Source organism: Arthrobacter sp. NPDC058192 (assembly GCF_042883665.1).
GTDB lineage: Bacteria > Actinomycetota > Actinomycetes > Actinomycetales > Micrococcaceae > Arthrobacter.
In genome coordinates this window covers 26,239-48,212 of record NZ_JBHVVJ010000015.1, presented here as the reverse complement: position 1 = coordinate 48,212, position 21,974 = coordinate 26,239, and the positions used below count along the sequence as shown (strand labels likewise).

Here is a 21,974-nt window from a genome sequence, read left to right as displayed (position 1 = left end):
TCCCGGGGTGCGTCAATCCAGGAGCAGGGCCGGCTCTTCCAGGATGGCCGCGACGTCGGCCATGAAGCGGGCCGAAAGGTCACCGTCCACTACCCGGTGGTCGAAGGAGCCGCCGAGGGTGGTGATCCAGCGCGGAATGACTTCGCCGTCCAGGACCCAAGGTTTTTGCTTGATGGTGCCGAACGCCACGATCGCGACCTCGCCCGGATTGATGATCGGGGTGCCTGTATCGATGCCGAGGGCGCCGATGTTGGTCACGGTGAGCGTGCCGCCCTGCATCTGGGCCGGCTGCGTCTTGCCAGCCCGCGCCGTGGTGGCAAGCTCGTTCAAGGCCACAGCGAGCTGCTTGAGCGAAAGGTCCTGCGCATTCTTGATGTTCGGCACCATCAATCCGCGCGGTGTGGCGGCTGCGATGCCCAGGTTCATGAAGTGCTTGACGTGGATCTCCGCGGAATCGCTGCCGTCCGGGTTGTCCACCCAGGTGGCGTTGACGCTGGGGTTGCGCGCCGCCGCCCAAATGACAGCCTTGGCGAGGATGAGCAACGGGGAGATCTTGATGCCCTCGAAATCGCGGGAGGCCTTGAGCCGCTTGACGAATTCCATGGTGCGGCTGGCGTCGACGTCCACGAAAATGCTCACATGCGGCGCAGCGAAGGCGGATTCGACCATGGCCCTGGCGGTGGCCTTGCGGACCCCCTTGACCGGTATCCGCTCGATGCGCTGGTCCTGCGGGCGGCCGGACTTGCCCCAGAACGAGTCCGCCTTGTCCAGCTCGGCGTCGCGCTGGGCCTGGTAGCTCACCAGGTCCTCACGGGTCACCTCACCGCGGGCGCCGGTGGGCACGACGTCGGCCAGGTTGATCCCTAGGTCACGGGCGATTTTTCGGACCGGCGGCTTGGCCAGGACCTTGCCGACCAGGCCGCTGATGGCACCGCCGAACGTGGGGCGCGTGTCAATGGCATCGGCGGGAACTGCTGCCGCCTCGGCCGGGCGGCCGGCCGGGATGCCGGGGGCAACGGGGACCGCCGGGGGTACGGGGGTGGCGGGAATTTGCTGAACCGGGGTCTGCTTACCTGCGGCTGCCGGGGCGGAAATCCGGCGCCGGCGCTTGACGGCGTCGGCCTTCGGTCCGGAACCGACCAGCGGGCCGCCGGCCGGTCCGGCGGCATCGGACGAGTCGGCTGGCAGTTTTCCGTACATGGGCGCCGCGACGGCGGTCGTCTCAACGCCGGGCGCCGCGACGGAAGTCGTCTCAACGCCGGGCGCCGAGGCAGCGGGTGCGTCGCTGACGCTGATGATCGGTGAACCGACCTCCACCGTGACCCCTTCGGGAACCAGCAGTTCCGCGACGGTCCCTGCGAACGGCGAGGGCAGTTCGACGAGGGACTTGGCCGTCTCGATCTCGCACAGGACGTCGTTGACTGCGACAGTGTCGCCCTCCTTGACCTTCCAGGAGACGATTTCGGCCTCCGTCAGCCCTTCGCCGACGTCGGGGAGGTTGAACTTGTTGAGCGTCATGGGTCCTCGTTAGTACGCGAGGGCGCGGTCCAGCGCCTCAAGGATGCGGTCGATGTCGGGCAGGTAGTCTTCCTCGACCTTGGCCACGGGGTAGGGCATATGGAACCCGCCGACACGGATGACGGGGGCCTCGAGCGAATGGAAGGCCCGCTCGCTGATCCGGGCAGCGATCTCACCACCAATGCCGCCGAAGGTCGGTGCCTCGTGGGCCACGATCAGCCGGCCGGTCTTGTGGACCGAGGCGGTGATGGTGTCGAAGTCGATCGGTGAGATGGAACGGAGATCGACCACTTCTACGCTGTGGCCGTCTTCGGCAGCGGCTTCGGCCGCGGCAAGGGCCACCGGCACGAGCGGCCCGTACACGACGACGGTGGCGTCGGTTCCCTCCCGGAGCACATGCGCCTTGAAGGGGTCCGCGGACGCCCCGGGGCTGTCCGTGTCCACCTCGCCCTTGAGCCAGTAGCGGCGCTTGGGCTCGAAGACGATGACGGGGTCCTGGCAGTCGACGGCCTGCTGGATCATCCAGTACGCATCGTGCGGATTGGACGGCGTGATGATGCGCAGCCCGGCGGTGTGCGCGAAGAGCGCCTCCGGCGATTCCGAGTGATGTTCGATCGAACCGATGCCGCCGCCGTACGGGATCCGGATAACGACGGGAACGGTCAGGTTGCCGTTGCTCCGCGAGTGCATTTTGGCGAGCTGGGTGGTGATCTGGTTGAAACCGGGGAACACGAAGCCATCGAACTGGATTTCGCAAACAGGCTGGTAGCCGCGCAGGGAGAGTCCGATCGCGGTTCCGATAATGCCGGATTCCGCCAGCGGGGTATCGACGACGCGGTCGGCGCCGAACTCACCGACCAGCCCGTCGGTGACCCGGTAGACGCCGCCAAGGGCACCAATGTCCTCGCCCATCAGCAGCGAGCGGGGATGGTTGTTCAGCGTGGCCCGCAGGCCCTCATTGATGGCTTTCGCAATGGTCATGGTGGTCATTAGCGGGCCGCCCTGTCTGTCTCGGCAGTTTCTGCCTGTGAGGTGCTGTCCTCGTCGGCGAACCCGGCGCTGTAGGCCTCGAACCAGGCCAGTTCTTCGGCCACCAGCGGGTGGGCCTCCACGTAGGTGTTGGCGAACGCGGTCCGGATGTCCGGGGTTTCGAGGTCGTGGGTTGTCTTTCGCACATAGGCGGCGAGGTCGTCGCCGTCTGCCCGGACCTTTTCGAAGAAGGTATCGTCCGCGAGGCCCTCGGCCCGGAGGTATTTCTCCAGCCGCTCCAGCGGATCCTTCGCGCGCCACAGGCTTTCTTCGTCGGACCCGCGGTACTTGGTGGGGTCGTCGGCCGTCGTGTGCGCGCCGACCCGGTAAGTGAACGCCTCGATCAGGACAGGACCGTGGCCCTCGCGGGCCTGCTCCAGTGCCCACTCGGTGACGGCGTGGACGGCAATCACGTCGTTGCCGTCCACCCGAATGCCGGGGAAGCCGTAGCCCTTGGCCCGGTTGGCGAGCGGGATGCGGGTCTGAACGGAACTCGGTACGGAGATGGCCCAGTGGTTGTTCTGGCAGAAGAAGACCACCGGCGCCTGATAGGACGAGGCGAACACCATCGATTCGTGGACATCGCCCTCGGAGCTGGCGCCGTCACCGAAGTACACCATGACGGCGGCCTTGGGCTCCGCGGACTGGCCCGACTCGGTGCCGGCGGCACCGTTGGCGGCAGCCAGTTTCTGGTCCCGCTGGACGCCCATGGCGTAGCCGACGGCGTGCGGTGTCTGGGCGGCAAGGACCAGCGTGTAGAGGTGGAAGTTCGTGTCCTTGGGATTCCAGCCGCCGTTGGAGACGCCCCGGAACTGCCGCAGCAGTTCGGCAAGGTCCACGTTGCGCGTCAGGGCGACCCCGTGCTCCCGGTAGGTCGGGAAAATGTAATCCTGCGGCTGGCTGGCCCGGCCGGAGCCGATCTGCGCCGCCTCCTGCCCCGTGAGCGGAACCCAGAGAGCAAGCTGGCCCTGCCGCTGGAGGGCGGTGGCTTCCAGGTCGAAACGGCGGATTTTCGCCATGTCGGCGTAAAACCCGCGCAGGGTCTCGGGATCGAGCTTTTCGGCGTACTTCGAGAAAACCGGGTCCGAGCCCAGGGAGCCGTCGGGGCCCAGCAGCTGCACCATCGGTTCCGCGGGAGCGCCCAGTCGGGCCTCGGCTTCCGCCTCTAGCTGGTCATCCACGCCGGTTCCGTCGAACTCGGTAGAGGGCAGATGTGTGGCGCCCATACCGTCTCCTTGCTTGCCGCATCCGAATGCGCCGCAATCGCTGGGATATATGCCGGATCGGGAATGTATTCCATGTCCGGCATATATTTTGGCTTACTGGTCCTTACTTTATCCGCACGGGGCGTCCTGAGCCCGTCACGTTAACCGCTAGGAACGCCGTGGCGGTTTTGTATAGGTTGCACACAGCTCCAGGAAACGGGTGTTGGCTTCCGGTTCGCCGATGCTGACCCGAACCCCCTCGTCGCCGAACGCGCGCAGGGACAGCGCCCGTTCCCCCGCCAATGCGGCGAATTCTGCGCTGTTGGACCCCAGATTGAGCCAAACAAAGTTGCCCTGGGCCTCCGGAACGAACCACCCCAGCTCCCGCAGTCCGGCCGTGACCCGGTCCCGCTCATCGACCAGGCTTTGTACCCTTTCTACAACATCAGCGAAATGCTCCAGTGACGTGACGGCGGCGGTCTCGGCGATCTGGGACACCGCGAAGGGTGTGGCGGCGACCCGCAGGTGCTGGGTCAGGTCCGGCCGGGAGACGCTGTAGCCTACCCGGAGGCCGGCGAGGCCGTGCGCCTTGGAAAACGTGCGCAGGACGACGACGTTGGGGTACTTGCGGTACATGGCGATGCCATCCACCGCGTCCCCGGCGCGGACGAATTCCTGATAGGCCTCATCGATCACCACCACAACATCCGCGGGAACCGCCTTGATGAAGCGCTCCGTTTCCTCGGTGGTCAGGATGGGCCCGGTCGGGTTGTTGGGCGTGCACAGCAGGATCATCCGGGTCCGCGCGGTAACCGCCGCGGCCATGGCGTCAAGGTCATGGCGCCCATCTGCCGTCAGCGGGATGCGCACGCTCTCGGCGCCGGCCAGGCCGACGCAGATCGGGTAAGCCTCGAACGAACGCCAGGCGTAGATGACTTCGTCGGCCTTGCCGTCATCGTTTTGGCCGGCGAAGGTTGTCAGCAGTTGGTTCAAGGCGCCCAGGCTGCCGGCGCCCGTGACGATGTCCTCTGCGGGAACATCGAGGAACCGGGCCAGCGATTCACGCAGCTTGCTGCTGAGCGGGTCGGGGTAGCGGTTGAAGTCGGTCTGCGCCGCGATGGCCTGCTGCACTGCAGGGATCGGGGGCAGCGGGTTCTCGTTCGAGGAAAGCTTGTAGCTGACCAGGCCCTCGACGGGGACGGGCGGTTTTCCTGCCGCGTAGCGGGGGAGAAGGTCAACCACCGGACGGGGCTTGATGCCCCCGGCCGTGTTCTCTGATGAAGTCATGCCACCTAGCCTACTTCGGGTCCCTGCCGCGCTTCCGGCCCGTGCGGCGGAGAGGACGTGGGGCCGCCGCAGAGGATGCCCGCCAGAGGGGGATATGGTCCCTGCCGCCGCGGCGGGGTGTATGACAGCATGAAGCCATGCGCTCATTTATCGTGCGAGTCATCATCAACGGACTGGCCCTGGCGATCGCCTGCTGGATTCTCACGGGGCTGGACATCTCAACCTCCGGCGACGGCACCCTCAGCATCATCTTGGGCTACTTGTTCATCGGCTTGATCTTCGGCCTTGTCAACGCCTTCGTCAAGCCAATCGTCAGCATCTTGTCGTTGCCGATCACCATCCTCACCTTGGGCCTTTTCACCGTGGTGATCAATGCCGCGATGCTCTACCTGACCTCTTGGATCAGCAGCTACACAACGGTGCACTTCACCATCGACTCGTTCTTTTGGACTGCAGTGTTCGCCGCCATCATCATCAGCCTCGTATCCCTCGTGGCGAGCTTCCTTCCCGCACTCGACCGCTAGGAGCTCCCGGCCCGGGCCGGGCTCCCGGCACCGCTGGCACGCCCCGCGGCGAGGGCCCCGCCTCACGCCGGAGCGAGAATCTGGTCACTGTTGCAACCCCGCCGGTTCCCACCACGGCGGCCAGGGTCGCCGTCGAATCCCGGAGCGTGGCGTCCCGGCTCGCCGAGACGAGCGCGGCGCCGTCGGCGTAATTTTCCAGGCGGTGCCCCGGGCCCAGGCCGAACTCCTTCGGCGGCGGCACAGTTAGCGGGTTCGTCAGCGTCACGGTCACCCGGCCCCTGGTATCGGGATTGACCACTCCGTCCGCCCCCGGCACCCAGTCCTGCTCATGTTCCAGATGCAGGCTGGACACGCCCGGCCCCGGGCTGATGCCGCCCACCGGTGACCCTGCCGTCAGCACGAACCGGAGATCGTATTCGGCCAGAAGGGCCGGGTCCTTGCTGAGGTTCATCGCGTGGATCCCGCCCTGGCTGTAGCCCACGGCCACGAGCTGATCACCGGGCCGGGCACCTGCCTGCTCCAGGGAACCCCGGATCGCTGCAGCGGTCCACGCCGAGTCATAGCCCAATGCCTCGGCGATTCCGGCGAGATCAAAGGGGTTGGTGCCTTCCGGCGCGCCGCCGAGCTGGGTTCCGGGAATGATCACCACCCACGAGCGCCGGTCGGCCCCGTCGACTTCGATCACCTCGATCCGGCCGCCCGGCTCCCCCACCGCTCCGGCCCGCCGCAACAGCCCGGCCGGTGAGAGGTCGACATTGGCCGTGAACGTGTCCTGGCCCGCGATGCTGACTGGCCGGGGCTTGAGAAACCCGAGCCCAGGCGCCTCCGAGGCGTCGCGGACCAGTCGTCGGACGTCAGTGGGCCCCTGCAGGGCTCCAACCGCCGCCGCCACGGGCGCGGGCAGCCCCAGCAGCGCTGCCAGACTCCCGGGCATCATCGCTACCCATCCCTCGACGGTGCCGCGCACGTCGGGGAGCGCGAAAGGCTCCGGGGCCTGGCCGTACACGGGGCCGTGGAGCCCCAAACGCAGCAACAGGGAATTGCGGGCCTCGGCGTATTCGTACTCCCGATGGCTGGCCCGGACGTCGTCGCCCATGCGCTGAAGCTGCGACCGGACACGGCCAACGTCCCGCCCGGCCTCTCCCACCGCAATGATGGCGTTGCTGCCGCTGGCATAGGAGTCGGACTGATACGGGAAAAGTGCGTGACGGACGGCGTCAGCCTCCACTTCGACCGACTGCAGCTGCCGGACCAGCCCCTCCAGCGCCGCGGCGCCAGCCAGCAGTTCCTCGAACTGGAAGCTGATCCCTCCTATGCCACCCCGAATCCGCAGGCTTCCGTCATCCGGTGGCGCCGTGACCCGGGGTGTGCCGCCGGAGTCGGCCGGAGTCGCGTCGGCCATCAGGAGCCTAGGCGGCCCGCCGACAGGGCCACGTTCTGGGCGTGCCGGAGCACCGTAGCCGCAGCCTCCTGCAGCCCGCTGCGGCTGCGCCGCAGCGACGCAGCCTGCAGGGCGATGCTCAGACGGTAGGCGCGCCCGGCTGGCGATTGCCAGGTCTGCAGCTCAAGGCGGGTCAGGCTGGCGAGCACGGCGTCCGCCTCGTCGGCGCACCGCGCAACGCGGGCGGCGAGCTGCTGGACCTCGTAACAGCGTGAGGCGCACGCGAGGGAATCGGCGGCCTCGGCCGCCCTTGCGTCAAGGACAGCCACGTTGCCGGACGGTCGGGGGTGCATCCCACTGGGCATGCCGCTGGGCCGCATTCCACTGGGCATGCCGCTGGCCTGCATTCCGCTGGTCTGCATTCCGCTGGGTCGCATTTCGCTGGGCATGTAGCCGACGCTAATGGGCAGCCATCCCCTGTTGAATAGTGCCGTCCGGCTATGTGGACAACAACCCATGGCCGCCGGGCAATCGGCCAGGCAAGGTCACACGAGCCGGCACACTTAAGGCCCGGCCGCACTTCGTGAAAGAATCGGCCTATGCCTGAAACTGCCGCCACAGCTGATACCCGCACGCCGTCCGGACGCCTGGCTCTAGCCGCGTCCGACCACCAGATCGCGCTCGGCCCGCTGGACGGCCGCTACCAGTCCGCGGTCGCGCCCCTGGTGGACTACCTTTCCGAAGCGGCCCTGAACCGTGACCGCGTGGCTGTGGAGGTCGAGTGGCTGATCCATCTGACCGGCAACAGCGTCCTGCCCGGCGCCGGCCCGCTCACGGCCGAACAGCGGGAGCAGCTGCGCACGATCGTCACCGAGTTCGACGCCGCCTCCGTCGCTGAATTAGCCGAGATCGAGGCGGTTACGGTCCACGACGTCAAGGCCGTCGAGTACTATATCGGCCGTCGCCTGCCCGGCATCGGGATCGACCACCTGACCGCCATGGTCCACTTCGGCTGCACGTCGGAGGACATCAACAACCTCTCCTACGCTCTCGGCGTCAAGGGTGCCGTGGAAGACGTCTGGCTCCCGGCAGCCCGGGCCCTCGTGGCGCAGATCAGCCAGATGGCGGAGGACAACCGCGCCGTGCCGATGCTCTCCCGCACACACGGCCAGCCTGCCACGCCCACCACACTGGGCAAGGAACTGGCTGTCATTGCGCACCGCCTGGGCCGCCAGCTGGACCGGATTGCCCGGACCGAATACCTCGGCAAGATCAACGGTGCCACGGGCACTTACGCCGCCCACGTCGCCTCCGTCCCCGGCGCCGACTGGGAACACGTCGCGAAGAGCTTCGTCGAAGGCCTCGGCCTGACGTGGAACCCGCTGACCACGCAGATCGAAAGCCACGACTGGCAGGCGGAACTCTATGCCGACGTCGCACGCTTCAACCGCATTCTGCACAACGTCTGCACCGACATCTGGAGCTACATCTCGATCGGTTACTTCGTGCAGATCCCGGTGGCGGGCGCCACCGGCTCCTCGACCATGCCGCATAAGGTGAACCCGATCCGTTTCGAAAACGCCGAGGCCAACCTCGAGATCTCCTCCGGCCTGCTGGACGTGCTGGGTTCCACGCTGGTCACGTCCCGCTGGCAGCGCGACCTGACCGATTCCTCCTCGCAGCGCAACATCGGCGTGGCGTTTGGCCATTCGCTGCTTGCCATCTCGAACGTCGCCAAGGGCCTGGACCGGCTTAAGGTCGCCGACGACGTGCTGGCCGCCGATCTGGACACGAACTGGGAGGTCCTCGGTGAGGCCATCCAGATGGTCATGCGCGCGGAGGCCATCGCCGGCGTCGAGGGCATGGAAAACCCGTACGAGCGGCTCAAGGACCTGACCCGCGGGCACCGCGTGGACGGCGCCCGGATGCAGGAGTTCGTCCAGGGCTTGGGCCTGTCCGCGGACGCGGAGGCACGGCTGCTGGCCCTCACCCCCGGCAGCTACACCGGCATCGCCGACAAGCTGGTGGACCACCTCAAATGAGGCTCCTGCTCATCCGCCACGGCCAGACGCCCGGGAACGTCGCAGGGCAACTGGACACTGCCCACCCCGGCCCCGGGCTGACAGAACTGGGCGAGCGGCAGGCCGAGGCGATGGCCCGGTCGCTGGCCAACGAGCCGATCCACACCATCTACGCGTCCACTTTGCTCCGGACGCAGATCACGGCGGCGCCGCTCGCTCGGGTGCACGGGCTGGAAATCGAGGTGCTTCAGGGCATTCACGAGATCGAGGCCGGGGCGCTGGAGAAGCGGACGGACCACGAATCGCACAAACGGTACCTGGGCACTATTTTTTCCTGGGCGGACGGCGACCTGGGCCGCCGGATGCCTGCCGGTCCCAGCGGCCGGGACTTCTTCGAGCGCTATGACGCTGCGATCGCCAAAGTAGCGGCACGGGCGAACGGAGCGGCGGATGCGGGCGCCGTAGCGCTGGTCAGCCACGGCGCGGCCATCCGAGTGTGGGCCGGCCTGCGGGCGGCCAACATCGAACCGGACTTTGCCATCCGCCACGTTCTGGACAATACCGGCATCGTGGCGCTGGAAGGCGATCCCGGCAATGGCTGGGAGCTTATCCACTGGGATGACAGTCCTGTAGGCGGTCTGGCATTGGCGGATCCGACGGCGGAGGATCCCACCGGCCGGCCGTTGTAGCGCAACGCTTACCGGCGGGAAACACAGCTGAAACCGCCGGTGCCTAGCCTTACACTGCATAACACTTCGGCGAATCGAGGCAGTGATGCAGACAAATCCGCGGCTTAATATACGCCAGGTCACATGGGCCAACCCCGTTGGCGCGGACCTGCGCGCCGCGCAGCAGGCGGAACTCGACGCCCGTTTCGGCCGCAGGGACCACGAACCCGGGCCGCCGCCGTCGGAAGCTGACACCGCGGTGTTTCTGGTTGCGTATGACAAGGCCTCCGGCCAGCCGGTGGGCTGCGGCGGCCTGCGGATGCTGGACGAGCACACCGCCGAAATCAAGCGGCTCTACGTGCTCCCGTACACCCGGGGCTCGGGTGTGGCCAGCTCCATCCTCGCCGCCTTGGAAGCGCAGGCGCATGCTCTGGGAATCACCACCCTGACGGCCGAGGCGGGTTCGGTGCAGACGGACGGGCGGCAGTTCTACCAGAATGCCGGGTTCGAGCCGGTGCCGAACTTCGGACCCTACGTGGGTGTGGAGCACTCGTACTGCTACTCGAAGGCCATCGATTCGCACAGTGCGGCGCACACCGCCATGGCCTGACGCCAGGGCAGCGGCCGGGTGACGTCCGGACGGCGCCTGCCCTGCCCGTCACACTCGGACCGCTGCTCCGGCGTCGGCTAGTCTCGCTCTATGGAACCGGCCGACATAACTTTCCGCACCCGCAAATGGGTGCGGCCCGAGGACCTCAACGCGAACGGCACGCTGTTCGGCGGAAGCCTGCTGAAGTGGATCGACGAGGAGGCGGCCATCTACGCCATTCTGCAGCTGGGCAACGGCCGGGCCGTCACCAAATACATTTCTGAAATCAACTTCGTCAGCTCCGCCGTGCAGGGCGATCTGATTGAAATGGGTCTGACCGCCACTCGTTTCGGCCGGACATCGCTGACCATGCGCGCCGAAGTCCGGAACATGATCACGCGCCGCAGCATCCTGACCATTGAAGAGATCGTCTTCGTGAACCTGGGCCCGTCCGGCAAACCGGAACCGCACGGGTACACCGAGATCACCTATGACCGGGACCGGATTCCCACGCACCACCTGACCGAAACCCTCGACCAGGACTGACAAGCTGGATCAGGACTAACGGAATCCGGGCAGCTGCCGACCGGCCAGGCCCAGCAGCGCGTCCCGCACCGGCTGCGCACGCTCCGCCAGCGCTAGCCGCATCACCGCCGACGACGCTGCCCGCACGGCCTGCGTGCGCAGGCGCCGCGAGCGGTCATACGCGGCCAGCGCCTCGTCCAGGGGGCGGCGGTTGAGCAGCTCCGCCAAAGTCACAGCGTCCACCAGGGCCTCGCAGGCGCCGCGGCCAAGATTCGGTGTCATGGCGTGGGCGGCATCTCCCACCAGCACCACCCTTCCGCGGACGTAGCGCCAGAGGGGCGGAGTGATCCAGACCCGCTGGGCCAGGGACGTCTCCGGCGCTGCGGCGGCCAGGACCTCGCGGACCGCCGGCGCAAAGCAGGCGTACCGTTCTCTGGTTTCGGCCAGGACGTCGGCGACACTGAAGCTGCCGGGTTCCCGTCCGGAGCGGAACGCCGCGTACCAGTTCGTTCCGGCGGCCGCGGGCCCGATCCCGAAAAGGTGCCCGCGGCCCCAGTACTCGCCTGAGTGTTCCCTCCACAGCGGCACGGGCACCACTCCGCGGACCGCCAAGTACGGGGTGAGCCGTGCCGCCGACCGCGCGACCCAGCAGTCGCGGCGAACCACGCTGTGAACGCCGTCGGCCCCTATCACCAAGCCTGCTTCACTGCATTGCGCGCCGTCGATGTGGCCGGCTGCGCGGTGGACGCCGGCCGGAACCGCGGCGTCGAGCTCCCGGATAAGGTCAATTCGGGACACCCCGAATAGCCCGGTGGCCCGGGCCGTGGTCAGGACCCTCCCGGCAGGGTCCCGCACGGCCACGCCTCCGACTGCGGGACTGGCGGTCCTGACCGCGTCGAGGATGCCCACGGCGGCGAGGGCCCGCTGCGCCGCCGGCCACATGGCCAGGGACGTCCCGACGGCGGGAAGCCCCACCCGCTGTTCACTGACGGTGACCTCGAAGCGCCGGGTATCCAGGCGCGCTGCGAGGGCGAGCCCGGCGATGCCGCCGCCGATGATGGAAACCGGGGTCCTGGCCGTCCTGCCCGGCAGGGGCCCCGCGGTCATGTCCCCGCCCCGCGGCCGGTGCGTGATGCCTTTGCTGCCTCCAGAGCTAAGTCCAGAAGTCGTCCGCCCTGGCCGTATCCTCGAAGAACTCCCGTCCCTCGGTGACCTTTCCGTCGCGGACCACGAACGTGATCACCGTGGTCATATCCAGGGTTTTGGTGTTGTTTTTTCCGTGGCTTTGCTGGATCGCTACCGTGTAGTTTTCCCCGCCGGCGACGTCCTCGAGTTTGGTTTGGAAGGAACCTTGGGTGCGCGCTGCCAGTTCACCGAAGTAGGCCAGGATCTCGTCGCGACCCTGTTTGACTCCGGACAGCGCGCCGCTTCCGGGTACGTACCAGACTGCATCCTCGGTGAACAGCTTGCTGAGGTTCGCCATATCCCCTGCGTTGAAGGCCGTGTATCCTCGCCGGACCAGTTCAACATTCTCTGCGGCTCCCATGGTCGGACACCTCTCCGTCATCCTTGTCGGGTTGTGCTGGGACGGTTAAAGGCTAGTCCTGGCCCCGGTGCGTGTCGACGGAGAGATGCGTCCGCAACGGCGTCGTGCTCGAGTGCCGTTAGTGCGCGCCCGGCCAGCCGGTGTACGCCTCCGCGAGGTAGGCGCGGCCGTGCCGGGAGGACACCACAGTGTTCAGTTCGCCGAGCTGGCGGGCCCGGGAGAAGTCGTCGGCGTCGGCCGGGGTGTGCAGCATGGACGTCATCCAGTAGGAGAACTGCTGGGCCTTCCAGACGCGGTCCAGGGCCCGGTCGCTGTAGGCATCAATCAGCACCGTGGAGCCGGTCGAGTAGAAGCTGTCCAGGCCTTCGAAGAGCACCTTGACATCGTGCAGCGCCAGGTTCAGGCCCTTGGCCCCGGTGGGCGGGACGGTGTGCGCGGCGTCGCCGGCGAGGAAAAGCTTGCCGTGCCGCATCGGGGCGTGGACAAAGCTGCGGAACTTCAGGACCATCTTGTCGATGACCGGACCTTCCTTGAGCTCGAAGCCGTTGCCGTTGACGCGGCTGCGGAAGGCGTCCCAGATGCGGTCCTCGCTCCAGTTGGCGACATCCTCGTTGGGGTCGCACTGGAAGTACATGCGCTGGACGGTCTCGGTCCGCTGGCTGATCAGGGCGAAGCCATTCGCGGAGTTGGCGTAGATCAGTTCGTCCGAGCTGCGGGGTGCCTCGGCGAGGATGCCGAACCAGGCGAACGGGTATTCGTGGAAGTACCACTTCCGCTGCGCCTCGGGGACCTGGAAGCGGCAGTGGCTGCGGGAGCCGTCGGCCCCAACGATGAAGTCGGCCTGGAGTTCGTATTCGACGCCGTCCGTGTCCGTGAACCAGACCTTGGGATTGGCTTCGATATCGTGGACGGAGGTGTCCGTGACGCTGTAGCGGACGTCCCCGCCGTCGGCCTTCCGGCGCCCGGAGAGATCCAGGAACACGTCGGTCTGTGGGTAGAGCCAGACCGACTCCCCGACGAGGTCCTGAAAGTCGATCCGGTGGCTTTCGTCGTTGAAGCGCAGTTCGATGCCGTCATGACGGTCGCCGTCGCGCAGGACCCGGTCGGAGACCCCGCTGTCCAGGAGCATCTTGACGGAGCCGTGCTCCAGGATGCCGGCGCGCACGGTCTCGGAGATCTCCTGGTGGCTGCGGATCTCGATGACGGTGGATTCAATCCCGGCCTTGGCCAGCAGGTGGGACAGCATGAGCCCGGCCGGGCCGGCACCCATGATCGCGACCTGCGTGGTGAGGACTTTGCGCTGTGCCATGTGCTTCTCGCTTCATTGCGGGGCCCCTGCCCGGGAGTCAGCCGGGAGCCGGGGCCGGTTTGCTTGTCTGGCTAACAGTGTGCCCCCCGGGGCGTGATATGCGTTACAGCCCTTCCGTTGAATGGATCACGGCGGTCTCCCGTGCCTCCCCGAGACGTCGCCCAATTCCCCGGGCTGCCGTCTGGAGAACGGGAACGAGCGCCTGGAGGCGCATCTCGCGGAGGGGAACCACGACGCCGAGTGCCGCCACAGCGCGCTTCCTGCGGTCCAGCACGGGGACGGCGATCCCCCACGTGTCCGGGTCGACGACGCCTGCCAGCTGGGCAAAGCCCTCGCGGGCTGCTTCGCCGAGGAGGACTCGAAGGTCCTCCCCGGCCAGCCTTCCGGTGGGGTCGCTGAAGCTTTCGACGTACTCGGCCTGAACGGCGGCCGGCTGGTGGGCCATGAGCACCAGCCCGGCCGAGGACACATGCGCGGGCATCCGGCCGGCCACCTGCGCCCGGTTGGCGACGGAGCCGCGGCGGGACAGCCGCTCCACAAAAAGCGCCTCCCGGCCGTCCAGCACGGCAAGGTTCACGTTCTGGTTTAGGACCTGCTGGATGTCCTCCATGAAGGGCAGGGCGGCCTCGCGGAGCTCCAGGGTCGGCGAACTGCGGTTGGCGAGCTCCCAGAGCCGCAGGCCGAGGCTGATCGAGCCGCCGGGGCCCACTTCGAACACTCCATGGCCGGCCAACTGCCGGACCAGCCGGTGCGCCGTGGTCAGGGGCAGTCCGGCCCGGGCAGCGAGTTCCGAAAGCTGCAAGGCAGTGACTCCCTCCGGAAAGGCGGCAATGAGCCGCAGGACCCGGTCCACCACTGAGTCGCCGGAGTTCGAGTTGGCCACGATTTCCCTTCCGTTGAATGGTTTTAAGTGTTCCATGCAACACCCCCGAGTGGTAAAACTCTCACGTCAGCAAAAGCTCGGCCGACGCCTGCCGCGTCGAAACCACGCAGAGAACAGCCCCGAGGTAGCAATGTCAACGACGTCGTTGGAAAACAAATCACGGTGGCCCGTGTGGCTCTGCTGGCTGGCCATGGTGCTGGACGGCTTTGACCTGGTGGTGCTGGGCACGGTCATCCCCGTCCTCATCAAGTCGCGGGAACTTGGTTTCGACGCAGTCGGAGCGACGTTCGCGGCCACCATCTCCCTGGTGGGCGTGGGGCTCGGCGCGCTGTTCATCGCCCCGATGTCGGACCGCTGGGGCCGGCGAAACCTGCTGGTGGCCTGCGTGACATGGTTCTCCGTCTTTACGATCGCCGTCGTCTTCGCCCCGGATGTGGCATGGTTCAGCACGTTCCGGCTGCTCGCCGGCCTCGGCCTGGGCGCCTGCCTGCCCGCCGCGCTGGCGTATATGAACGACTACGCACCTGCCGGAACGGCCGGGAAGTCCACCACCCGGACCATGACCGGCTACCACGTCGGCGCCGTGGCCACCGCGTTCCTGGCCCTCATGGTGATTCCGAGCTGGCGGACCATGTTCGTGGTAGGTGGCCTCGCAGGCTTGGCCCTGGCCCCCTTCCTGTGGTTCAAGCTTCCGGAAACCCTCCCGCCGGTGCACCACGTCCCCCCGGCGGCCACAGCAGGCACCTCGACGGCCGTCCCGGAGGAAGAGCGTGCCAGCTTCCGCGACCTGGGCCGCAAGCCCTACCCACTGATCGCGGCCGGTGTGGCCGTCGCGTCCTTCATGGGGCTGCTGCTCGTGTACGGCCTGAACACCTGGCTGCCGCAGCTCATGGCCTCCGCCGGCTACAGCTTGAACGCAGGCCTCGCCCTGCTCCTGGTGCTCAATGTTGGCGCCGTGGTGGGCCTGCTGATTGCCGGCGTCCTGGCGGACCGGCACGGCACGAAGAAGATCGTGCTGCTATGGTTTGGCCTCTCCGCCGTGTTCCTCGCCGCGCTCAGTATCCAGATCCAGAACGAAATCGTGCTCTACGCGGCAGTCTTTGTCACCGGCGTGTTCGTCTTCAGCTCACAGGTCCTCGTCTACGCCTGGGTCAGCCAGCTCTTCCCCGTCCGCCTGCGCGGCACCGCCCTGGGCTTCGCCGCGGGCGTAGGCCGGCTGGGGGCGATCCTGGGCCCGGCCGTCACCGGCGCGCTGGTCGCCGCCGGCATCGCCTACCCTTGGGGCTTCTACGTCTTCGCCGCCGCCGCGGTCCTCGCTGTCCTCGCTCTCGCCTTCGTCCCGCAGACCACCGCCGCAACGACCCGTGCCGGCGCCGGCGTCGGACACTCGTAGGCGGGGCGCGCCGGGGAACCTAGCCGCGGCGGCCCTTCAGGCGGCGCCACGCGCCGGGCGCCAGCACGACGGCGATGCCGACGGCCGCGCCGATGATGGTCTCCACGATTCTGTCGCGGAGCAGGATGCCGGGCGGCACCGGTGCCACGAGAAGTGTCGAGGTCAGGGCCAGCGGGGTGACGAAGACCTGCGCCAGCATGTACTGCCGCGCGATGAACATCTCCGCGCCGAACTGGCAGGCGGCAATCACCAGCACCGTCTGCCAGGGGTTCGGCTCCAGGAGCAGGATCCCGGCGAGCAGCACCAGCCCGAGGGCGGTGCCCGCAATTCGTTGCAGGCCCCGGCTGACCCGGTGCCTGGTGGTGTGCCCTACGAGCGGAACGACGGCGGCCACCATTGCCCAGTAGTTGTGGCCAATCCCGATCCACTGGCCGGCCAGGGTCCCCAGCGTTCCCGCCAGGCCGGCCGCCACGACGTAGCCGCCGCTCTCCTGCCACGCTGCGCGCTTTTCAGCGGGCGTCAGGCTGACGCGTTTCGGGCTTACCCACGGGGTCCGGCGGCTCCGGGCCACGCGTGAGGACAGGCCGACCAGCAGGCAGAACGCCACCGTGAGCACCGCCACCAGCATGCATTCCCATAGCGGCGGCTGGTTGGGAATTGACGCGATCGCCGCAAACGCGAAGATATGGAACAGCGAACCCGAAGGACGCAGCCGCCACCAAGCGACCACGAGGGAGCAGGCGCCCGCCACCACGGTGGTCGCCGCGACCAGGAGCCACGTCGTGCCGGCCGCCGAAAGCCCGACCAGCGCGTCCACACGCGCGGTGAGGGCGGCGAGGAAAATCACCACAAGCATGAGCCCGCCGGCCCGCATCTGGAGCCGCAGCCGCCTGGCATGCGGCTCGTTGCGGCCATAGATTCCGGCGAAGGCGCCAAAGGAGGCAAAGATGGCCAGGTCCAGGCGGCCCAGCAGCACCAGGGTGATCAGCGGGACAAAGACGCCCACGGCGCAGCGGAAGGCGACCTGGTGGTCCTTGTTGGCTGGCGCGATGGTGAACATGTCGGCAAACAGCTTCACTGTGCCAGTCTTCACTGCCATTCCCACGGGGTAGTTGTCATGCGCCGGGCGCCTTTCGTTGCAGTCTGCGTGGTACGACGGCGGCATTGGCATCCACAGTGGACACTACGCCGGTTTGGAGCGGCGTACTTAGCCGGAATCCGTTCATCGGAATCTGCCCGGCACCCGCAAGCTGATAGCGTCTATCGGTTGAAGCAACAGCACCCACCGGAGGTTTCCATGCTCAAAGGATTCAAGGATTTCATCCTGCGCGGCAACGTGATCGAACTGTCCATCGCCGTCGTCGTCGGTACCGCCTTCACTGCCTTGGTTGCCGCCTTCACATCCAACGTCGTGAACCCGGTCATCGCCGCGGTGGGCGGGGTCGAGACTGACGGACTGGGCTTCCACATCTGGCCGGGCAATGACAAAACCTTCGTCAACATCGGCGCGGTCGTCACCGCCTTCCTGACCTTCCTGATTACCGCCGCGGTGGTGTACTTCATCTTCGTGGCCCCCATGAACAAGATCAACAGCATGGTCAAAGGCAGGCTGAGCCCAACCGAACAGCCGGAGGAAGCACCGATTCCGGCCGACACGGCCCTGCTGGCCGAGATCCGGGATCTGCTGGAGCGCCTCGCCGGTCCGGACCCCAACGGCGGCCGCACCGGCGCAGTGGGAGCCGCGGCGGGGAGCGCGGACGCGGAAACGGACGACCACGAGGACAGCCCCCGGCACGCCGCTAGCCGCTAGCCGCACCAGGGGCTACCCGCAGGCGGACCCAAACCGTCACAGGGCCGCAATCCCGCCGAAACAGCCAGCGGGAATCATGGGAGCATGACGCGCCCAGCCTCCAGCAAAAGCGACCGCAAAGCCCCGTCCCCGGGTACCTCCGAATTGAGCTGTGAAGTCTGCGGCCAGATGCCCGAACCGACCAAGGCGCGGCTGACCCTGGCCAACATCGCCGTGATGCTGCCCATCGAGTTGCTGGTGCATGCCGCCGTGGTGGGCATGCACCTGCCCTATGCCGCCAAGGTCCTGGTGTTGACCATGACCGCGACCATCCTCGTGATCTGGGTTGCCGAACCGTCGGCAGCCAGGATGCTCAGGGCCTGGCTGCACGCACCGGCCCTGCGGCACCGTAGGCGGCTCGTTACCGCGCCTGCCCTCTGGCGGGCGCGGACAGTGCTGCGGGACAAGCCCGGCTCGCTGCAGAAGGTCACGCAGGCCCTGGCCGGGCTGGACACAAACATCCTCAGCATCCACGTCCATCCCGTGGCCGGCGGCGTGTTGGACGAGTTCGTGCTCTCCGCGCCGGGTGAAGTTCGTGAGGCCGAGCTGCTGCGCGCGTTGCGCGGGGGCGGCGGGATAGACCCGCACGTGTGGCCAACCACGGCCCTGGCCATGGCCGACGGGCAAACCGGGGCCCTGAGCCTGGCTGCCCGGATCGCCGCCAGCCCGGATGAGCTGCCGATGGCCGTCGCCGAACTGCTGCGGGCCCGGATCCTTCCGGGACCGTCGGCTGGCGGCATCGAGGCGCCGGCCGCGGCGGGGGACGGAATGGTCCTGAAGATCCCGACGGCGTGGGACGGGCCGATTACGTTTTACCGGCCCGGCGAGCCGTTCACACCGGCCGAGTCCGCCCGCGCCCACCGGCTGGCCGAACTCGCCGAAATCCTGGCGCACCGGACGGCGGTGCACTAGGCCTTCGGTGCGGTCATCCGGACCTTTAAGGCGTCCGGCTCCGCGCGCACGGTCAGGCGCTTTCCGGTGCCCAAGTGGTCGCCGTCCAACTGGAATTCCTGTTCGACTTCCAGGCGGATCTCCGCCGAGGAGCCCCTGAAATACTCCACGGACTCGGTCTCGCGTTTGTTGCTGCCGAAAATGCCCGCAACGACGCCCAGCCAGCCGAGCCTGCCGCGCGGTGCCAGAACCAGCAAGTCGAGGATCCCGTCGTCGAATTTGGCTTCCGGGAAGATTTCGATGCCACCCATGAGCCGGCCGCAGTTGCCGATCATGACGCTGCGGACCCGGCGGTGGACGGGGCGGCCGCCGTCGACACTGATCGTCGCCTTGACGGGCTTTCCGGGCAGTTTCCGGATGCCGGCCTCCACGTAGGCGAGCCAGCCCATCCGGTCTTTGAGGACATCGACGGTGTCCGCCATGATGGCGGCGTCGTATCCCAGCCCTGCCATCACAAGGAAGACCTGATCCTGCTGCGAGCCGTCCAGCCGGGCCGTGACCACGTCCACCGACTGTTCGCTGCCGTTCAGTACGTCAAAACAGGCGGAAACCGGGTCGGCGATGTCCACGCCCAGGTTGCGGGCCAGGAGGTTGCCAGTCCCCAGCGGCACAAGTCCGATCGGTGTTCCGGTGCCGGCCAGCACCTCCGCCACGCAACGGACGGTCCCGTCGCCGCCGGCGGCGATGACGACGTCAACCCCGGCCTCGAGGGCTTCACGCGTCTGGCCGGCGCCCGGATCCTCCACGGTGGTTTCGAGCCAGAGCGGTTCCGCCCACCCCTGGGTTTCACACAGCCGGAAGATGGCGCCTTTCAGAGCTTCACCCACCGACTTCGCGGGGTTGATGACCACAGCGGCGCGTCGTGAAGGTGTGGTGTTGTTCTCGGGCATGGCGTCCTTTGAGGGCAGGTGGGCGGAACGTGCCAGGCTGCGACATCCTAGCCAGTGAAATCCTAGCCGCACTGGCACCAGAAGAACGGCAGGATGGCGCGGACCGAAGGGGCGCCTCGGGCCCTACCGGGCAGAGGTCAGGTCCTTGGAGATGAGTTCCGCCGTGGCCAGCGTCGCCTCGCGGACCATCTTGAGGTAGCCCTGGGGGTCGGGTTGTGCGGCCACCGTCTGGGCCTGCAGCGAGACGTTCACCGCCGCAACAACCTTGGGCCCGTCGCGGACGGGCGCCGCGACGGACATCAGTCCCAGCTCCAGTTCCTGGTCCAGCAGGCACCAGCCTTGGCCACTGACCTTGTCCAGTTCGGCCAGGAGGGCCGTCCGCGTGCCGATGGCTCCGGGCGTGAGCGGCCGGATCTGGGCGGCCGCGAGGTAGTCGTTGAGCCTCGCCGGCGGCAGGGCCGCGAGGAGCACCCGGCCCATCGAAGTCGCGTAGGCGGGGAACCGGGTGCCTACCGTGATCCCGACCGTCATGATCCGCCGGGTGGAAACCCGGGCGACGTAGGCAATGTCGGTGCCCTCGAGCACCGCGGCCGACGTCGATTCCCCCAATTCGAGCGAGAGCTCCTCCAAGTGGGGCTGGGCGAGCTGCGGCAGGGACAGCCCGGACAAGTAGGCGTAGCCGAGCTGCAGTACTTTGGCGGTTAGGGCGAAGATCTTGCCGTCGGTCCGGACGTAGCCCAGCTCCACGAGGGTGTGCAGGAACCGCCGGGCCGTGGCCCGGGTCAGTTCAGTCCGGGCCGCGACCTCGGTCAGGGTCATCTTGGGGTGGTCGGTGTCGAAGGCACGGATCACGGCGAGCCCGCGCGCCAGCGACTGCACATACTGGTCGCTGGCCGCGGGCGCGCCGCCACTCCTGCCTGCCTCAATCATCACTTGCCTCCCGGTCCCGCATCACTTTATCCGTACACGAGTACTCCGCGCTGGCACCCCGGGCGCGGGGCCGTCAGCGTCCGTCCGCGGGCGCGGCCGTCAGCGGTACGGGGACCATGTCCTGGAGTTCCTCGAACGTGCAGCCGAAGGTCTCGCGGACCTGGACGCCGTCGGGGCCGGTCAGGAAGACGGCTTTGTCGGTGTAGACGCGGGTGACGCAGCCGATGCCGGTGAGCGGGTAGGTGCAGGCCTCGACGATCTTGGACGCACCGTCGCGGGTCAGCAGGGTCATCATCACGAAGACGTCCTTGGCGCCGGTGGCGAGGTCCATCGCACCGCCGACGGCGGGGATGGCGTCGGGCGCCCCGGTGTGCCAGTTGGCCAGGTCCCCGGTCGCGGAGACCTGGAAGGCGCCGAGCACGCAGATGTCCAAATGTCCGCCGCGCATGATCGCGAACGAGTCTGCGTGGTGGAAGTAGGACGCCCCGGGCAGCTCGGTGACCGGGATCTTGCCGGCGTTGATGAGGTCGCCGTCGATCTGGTCCCCGGTGGCAACGGGTCCCATGCCGAGCATGCCGTTCTCGGTGTGCAGCGTGATGTTCTGCTCCGGCTTGAGGTAGTTCGAGACCAGGGTGGGCTGGCCGATGCCGAGGTTCACGAACGAGCCGGGGGCGATGTCGCGGGCCACGAGGCGGGCGAGGTCGTCCCGGCCCAGCGGCGCATCGGACGTCTGGATACCGGCGCGGGTGCCGGCCTGGTCATTTGTCGGGATGCTCATCTCAGGCCACGCTTTCTGTCTTGCCGGCGGCCGCGGCGGCGGCCACGCGGACGATGCTGTTGACGTAGATGCCGGGGGTGACGATGGTCTCCGGGTCCAGGGCGCCGGTGGGGACGATTTCGGAGACCTGGGCGATGGTGTGCCTGGCCGCGGCGGCCATGATGGGGCCGAAGTTCCGGGCGGTCTTGCGGTAGACGAGGTTCCCGGCGCCGTCGGCCGTGAGCGCCTTGATCAGGGCGACGTCGGCGTGGATGGGGGTCTCGAAGACCTGGCCGATGCCGTCGAGGATCCGGGTTTCCTTGCCCTCGGCCAGCATGGTGCCGTACCCGGTGGGCGTGAAGAAGCCGCCGATCCCGGCTCCCGCGGCGCGGATCCGCTCGGCGAGGTTGCCCTGCGGAACGAGTTCGAGCTCGATCTCGCCCGCGCGGTACTTGGCGTCGAAGTGCCAGGAGTCGGACTGCCGCGGGAAGGAGCAGATCATCTTCTGCACCCGGCCCTCCTTGATCAGCAGGGCCAGGCCCTGGTCACCCTGGCCGGCATTGTTGTTCACCACGGTCAGGTTCGTGGCGCCGCACTCCAGCAGCGCGTCGATCAGTTCGAACGGCTGCCCGGCGTTGCCGAACCCGCCGATCATCACGGTGGAACCGTCCTTGATCCCGGCCACGGCCTCGCCGACCGTGTCAATAAACTTCAGCATG

General features: G+C 67.6%; 23 protein-coding genes. 8 read left to right on the top strand and 15 right to left on the bottom strand.

Annotation, left to right across the window (positions count from 1 at the left end; all coding sequences use genetic code 11):
* Positions 1-12 precede the first annotated feature (12 nt).
* The 4 genes from ACFVVK_RS15295 to ACFVVK_RS15280 all read right to left on the bottom strand — a co-directional run bounded on the left by ACFVVK_RS15295 (position 13) and on the right by ACFVVK_RS15280 (position 5,039).
* Positions 13-1,518 (bottom strand): dihydrolipoamide acetyltransferase family protein, encoded by a 1,506-nt coding sequence (locus ACFVVK_RS15295; protein ID WP_390268568.1) that lies wholly within the window; start codon positions 1,516-1,518, stop codon positions 13-15.
* 9 nt (positions 1,519-1,527) lie between these two features.
* Positions 1,528-2,508, bottom strand: a complete 981-nt coding sequence (locus tag ACFVVK_RS15290) for an alpha-ketoacid dehydrogenase subunit beta (RefSeq protein WP_390268565.1) — start codon at positions 2,506-2,508, stop codon at positions 1,528-1,530.
* The gene (locus tag ACFVVK_RS15285) at positions 2,508-3,773 is read right to left on the bottom strand and encodes a thiamine pyrophosphate-dependent dehydrogenase E1 component subunit alpha (RefSeq protein ID WP_390268563.1); all 1,266 of its coding nucleotides are present in this window, start codon (positions 3,771-3,773) and stop codon (positions 2,508-2,510) included. The genes ACFVVK_RS15290 and ACFVVK_RS15285 overlap by 1 nt, the downstream gene beginning before the upstream one ends.
* Positions 3,774-3,920: 147 nt before the next feature.
* Positions 3,921-5,039, bottom strand: a complete 1,119-nt coding sequence (locus tag ACFVVK_RS15280; RefSeq protein ID WP_390268560.1) for a histidinol-phosphate transaminase — start codon at positions 5,037-5,039, stop codon at positions 3,921-3,923.
* Positions 5,040-5,176: 137 nt separating this feature from the next.
* Here ACFVVK_RS15280 and ACFVVK_RS15275 point away from each other — a divergent pair, with 137 nt between their 5' ends.
* On the top strand, positions 5,177-5,563 hold the full coding sequence (locus ACFVVK_RS15275) for a phage holin family protein (protein WP_390268558.1): 387 nt from the start codon (positions 5,177-5,179) through the stop codon (positions 5,561-5,563).
* Here the strand turns inward: ACFVVK_RS15275 and ACFVVK_RS15270 are convergent.
* Together ACFVVK_RS15270 and ACFVVK_RS15265 are read right to left on the bottom strand one after the other, a co-directional pair.
* Positions 5,514-6,965, bottom strand: coding sequence for a hypothetical protein (locus ACFVVK_RS15270; RefSeq protein WP_390268555.1), 1,452 nt, complete (start codon positions 6,963-6,965; stop codon positions 5,514-5,516). The genes ACFVVK_RS15275 and ACFVVK_RS15270 overlap by 50 nt on opposite strands.
* Positions 6,965-7,393, bottom strand: coding sequence for a hypothetical protein (locus ACFVVK_RS15265; RefSeq protein WP_390268553.1), 429 nt, complete (start codon positions 7,391-7,393; stop codon positions 6,965-6,967). The genes ACFVVK_RS15270 and ACFVVK_RS15265 overlap by 1 nt, the downstream gene beginning before the upstream one ends.
* Before the next feature lie 150 nt (positions 7,394-7,543).
* Here ACFVVK_RS15265 and purB point away from each other — a divergent pair, with 150 nt between their 5' ends.
* The 4 genes from purB to ACFVVK_RS15245 all read left to right on the top strand — a co-directional run bounded on the left by purB (position 7,544) and on the right by ACFVVK_RS15245 (position 10,768).
* Positions 7,544-8,986 carry an adenylosuccinate lyase gene (gene purB / locus ACFVVK_RS15260; RefSeq protein WP_390268551.1) on the top strand — a complete coding sequence of 481 codons (1,443 nt, stop codon included), beginning with the start codon at positions 7,544-7,546 and terminating at the stop codon, positions 8,984-8,986.
* Positions 8,983-9,654, top strand: coding sequence for a histidine phosphatase family protein (locus ACFVVK_RS15255; protein WP_390268549.1), 672 nt, complete (start codon positions 8,983-8,985; stop codon positions 9,652-9,654). Before purB ends, ACFVVK_RS15255 begins: the two co-directional genes overlap by 4 nt.
* 85 nt (positions 9,655-9,739) lie before the next feature.
* The gene (locus tag ACFVVK_RS15250) at positions 9,740-10,243 is read left to right on the top strand and encodes a GNAT family N-acetyltransferase (RefSeq protein WP_390268809.1); all 504 of its coding nucleotides are present in this window, start codon (positions 9,740-9,742) and stop codon (positions 10,241-10,243) included.
* Between the two features lie 90 nt (positions 10,244-10,333).
* Positions 10,334-10,768: an acyl-CoA thioesterase gene (locus ACFVVK_RS15245; protein WP_390268546.1), complete on the top strand. Its 435-nt coding sequence runs from the start codon at positions 10,334-10,336 to the stop codon at positions 10,766-10,768.
* A 15-nt stretch (positions 10,769-10,783) separates the two neighbouring features.
* Here ACFVVK_RS15245 and ACFVVK_RS15240 read toward each other — a convergent pair whose 3' ends face one another.
* From ACFVVK_RS15240 to ACFVVK_RS15225, 4 genes are all read right to left on the bottom strand, one after another.
* Positions 10,784-11,854, bottom strand: a complete 1,071-nt coding sequence (locus tag ACFVVK_RS15240) for an FAD-dependent monooxygenase (RefSeq protein ID WP_390268543.1) — start codon at positions 11,852-11,854, stop codon at positions 10,784-10,786.
* 46 nt (positions 11,855-11,900) lie between these two features.
* A complete protein-coding gene (locus tag ACFVVK_RS15235; protein WP_390268540.1) occupies positions 11,901-12,293 on the bottom strand; it encodes a nuclear transport factor 2 family protein in 393 nt (130 codons plus the stop codon).
* A gap of 118 nt (positions 12,294-12,411) precedes the next feature.
* Positions 12,412-13,602 carry a 4-hydroxybenzoate 3-monooxygenase gene (locus ACFVVK_RS15230; protein WP_390268537.1) on the bottom strand — a complete coding sequence of 397 codons (1,191 nt, stop codon included), beginning with the start codon at positions 13,600-13,602 and terminating at the stop codon, positions 12,412-12,414.
* A gap of 103 nt (positions 13,603-13,705) precedes the next feature.
* Positions 13,706-14,485 carry an IclR family transcriptional regulator gene (locus ACFVVK_RS15225; RefSeq protein ID WP_390268534.1) on the bottom strand — a complete coding sequence of 260 codons (780 nt, stop codon included), beginning with the start codon at positions 14,483-14,485 and terminating at the stop codon, positions 13,706-13,708.
* Positions 14,486-14,615: 130 nt separating this feature from the next.
* Between ACFVVK_RS15225 and ACFVVK_RS15220 the strand changes: the two genes are divergently transcribed.
* Positions 14,616-15,878, top strand: a complete 1,263-nt coding sequence (locus ACFVVK_RS15220; RefSeq protein WP_390268531.1) for an MFS transporter — start codon at positions 14,616-14,618, stop codon at positions 15,876-15,878.
* A gap of 19 nt (positions 15,879-15,897) precedes the next feature.
* Here the strand turns inward: ACFVVK_RS15220 and ACFVVK_RS15215 are convergent, their stop codons facing one another.
* Positions 15,898-16,956 (bottom strand): FUSC family protein, encoded by a 1,059-nt coding sequence (locus ACFVVK_RS15215; protein ID WP_390268528.1) that lies wholly within the window; start codon positions 16,954-16,956, stop codon positions 15,898-15,900.
* 219 nt (positions 16,957-17,175) lie between these two features.
* Here ACFVVK_RS15215 and mscL point away from each other — a divergent pair, with 219 nt between their 5' ends.
* Positions 17,176-17,688: a large conductance mechanosensitive channel protein MscL gene (gene mscL / locus ACFVVK_RS15210; RefSeq protein WP_390268525.1), complete on the top strand. Its 513-nt coding sequence runs from the start codon at positions 17,176-17,178 to the stop codon at positions 17,686-17,688.
* Between the two features lie 84 nt (positions 17,689-17,772).
* Positions 17,773-18,639 carry an ACT domain-containing protein gene (locus ACFVVK_RS15205; protein WP_390268522.1) on the top strand — a complete coding sequence of 289 codons (867 nt, stop codon included), beginning with the start codon at positions 17,773-17,775 and terminating at the stop codon, positions 18,637-18,639.
* Here ACFVVK_RS15205 and ACFVVK_RS15200 read toward each other — a convergent pair.
* From ACFVVK_RS15200 to ACFVVK_RS15185, 4 genes are all read right to left on the bottom strand, one after another.
* Complete coding sequence (locus ACFVVK_RS15200) at positions 18,636-19,568, bottom strand: diacylglycerol/lipid kinase family protein (protein ID WP_390268519.1); 933 nt, start codon at positions 19,566-19,568, stop codon at positions 18,636-18,638. The genes ACFVVK_RS15205 and ACFVVK_RS15200 overlap by 4 nt on opposite strands.
* 123 nt (positions 19,569-19,691) lie before the next feature.
* Positions 19,692-20,498, bottom strand: a complete 807-nt coding sequence (locus ACFVVK_RS15195; RefSeq protein WP_390268807.1) for an IclR family transcriptional regulator C-terminal domain-containing protein — start codon at positions 20,496-20,498, stop codon at positions 19,692-19,694.
* 73 nt (positions 20,499-20,571) lie between these two features.
* A complete protein-coding gene (locus ACFVVK_RS15190; protein ID WP_390268516.1) occupies positions 20,572-21,276 on the bottom strand; it encodes a 3-oxoacid CoA-transferase subunit B in 705 nt (234 codons plus the stop codon).
* A 1-nt stretch (position 21,277) separates the two neighbouring features.
* Positions 21,278-21,973 carry a 3-oxoacid CoA-transferase subunit A gene (locus tag ACFVVK_RS15185; protein ID WP_390268514.1) on the bottom strand — a complete coding sequence of 232 codons (696 nt, stop codon included), beginning with the start codon at positions 21,971-21,973 and terminating at the stop codon, positions 21,278-21,280.
* Between the last annotated feature and the right edge of the window lies 1 nt (position 21,974).

Coding starts and splice junctions, on each gene's coding strand:
- ACFVVK_RS15295 (WP_390268568.1), bottom strand. CDS start 1,518: ATGACGCTCAACAAGTTCAACCTCCCCGACGTCGGCGAAGGGCTGACG.
- ACFVVK_RS15290 (WP_390268565.1), bottom strand. CDS start 2,508: ATGACCACCATGACCATTGCGAAAGCCATCAATGAGGGCCTGCGGGCC.
- ACFVVK_RS15285 (WP_390268563.1), bottom strand. CDS start 3,773: ATGGGCGCCACACATCTGCCCTCTACCGAGTTCGACGGAACCGGCGTG.
- ACFVVK_RS15280 (WP_390268560.1), bottom strand. CDS start 5,039: ATGACTTCATCAGAGAACACGGCCGGGGGCATCAAGCCCCGTCCGGTG.
- ACFVVK_RS15275 (WP_390268558.1), top strand. CDS start 5,177: ATGCGCTCATTTATCGTGCGAGTCATCATCAACGGACTGGCCCTGGCG.
- ACFVVK_RS15270 (WP_390268555.1), bottom strand. CDS start 6,965: ATGGCCGACGCGACTCCGGCCGACTCCGGCGGCACACCCCGGGTCACG.
- ACFVVK_RS15265 (WP_390268553.1), bottom strand. CDS start 7,393: ATGCCCAGCGAAATGCGACCCAGCGGAATGCAGACCAGCGGAATGCAG.
- purB (WP_390268551.1), top strand. CDS start 7,544: ATGCCTGAAACTGCCGCCACAGCTGATACCCGCACGCCGTCCGGACGC.
- ACFVVK_RS15255 (WP_390268549.1), top strand. CDS start 8,983: ATGAGGCTCCTGCTCATCCGCCACGGCCAGACGCCCGGGAACGTCGCA.
- ACFVVK_RS15250 (WP_390268809.1), top strand. CDS start 9,740: ATGCAGACAAATCCGCGGCTTAATATACGCCAGGTCACATGGGCCAAC.
- ACFVVK_RS15245 (WP_390268546.1), top strand. CDS start 10,334: ATGGAACCGGCCGACATAACTTTCCGCACCCGCAAATGGGTGCGGCCC.
- ACFVVK_RS15240 (WP_390268543.1), bottom strand. CDS start 11,854: ATGACCGCGGGGCCCCTGCCGGGCAGGACGGCCAGGACCCCGGTTTCC.
- ACFVVK_RS15235 (WP_390268540.1), bottom strand. CDS start 12,293: ATGGGAGCCGCAGAGAATGTTGAACTGGTCCGGCGAGGATACACGGCC.
- ACFVVK_RS15230 (WP_390268537.1), bottom strand. CDS start 13,602: ATGGCACAGCGCAAAGTCCTCACCACGCAGGTCGCGATCATGGGTGCC.
- ACFVVK_RS15220 (WP_390268531.1), top strand. CDS start 14,616: ATGTCAACGACGTCGTTGGAAAACAAATCACGGTGGCCCGTGTGGCTC.
- mscL (WP_390268525.1), top strand. CDS start 17,176: ATGCTCAAAGGATTCAAGGATTTCATCCTGCGCGGCAACGTGATCGAA.
- ACFVVK_RS15205 (WP_390268522.1), top strand. CDS start 17,773: ATGACGCGCCCAGCCTCCAGCAAAAGCGACCGCAAAGCCCCGTCCCCG.
- ACFVVK_RS15200 (WP_390268519.1), bottom strand. CDS start 19,568: ATGCCCGAGAACAACACCACACCTTCACGACGCGCCGCTGTGGTCATC.
- ACFVVK_RS15195 (WP_390268807.1), bottom strand. CDS start 20,498: ATGATTGAGGCAGGCAGGAGTGGCGGCGCGCCCGCGGCCAGCGACCAG.
- ACFVVK_RS15190 (WP_390268516.1), bottom strand. CDS start 21,276: ATGAGCATCCCGACAAATGACCAGGCCGGCACCCGCGCCGGTATCCAG.
- ACFVVK_RS15185 (WP_390268514.1), bottom strand. CDS start 21,973: ATGCTGAAGTTTATTGACACGGTCGGCGAGGCCGTGGCCGGGATCAAG.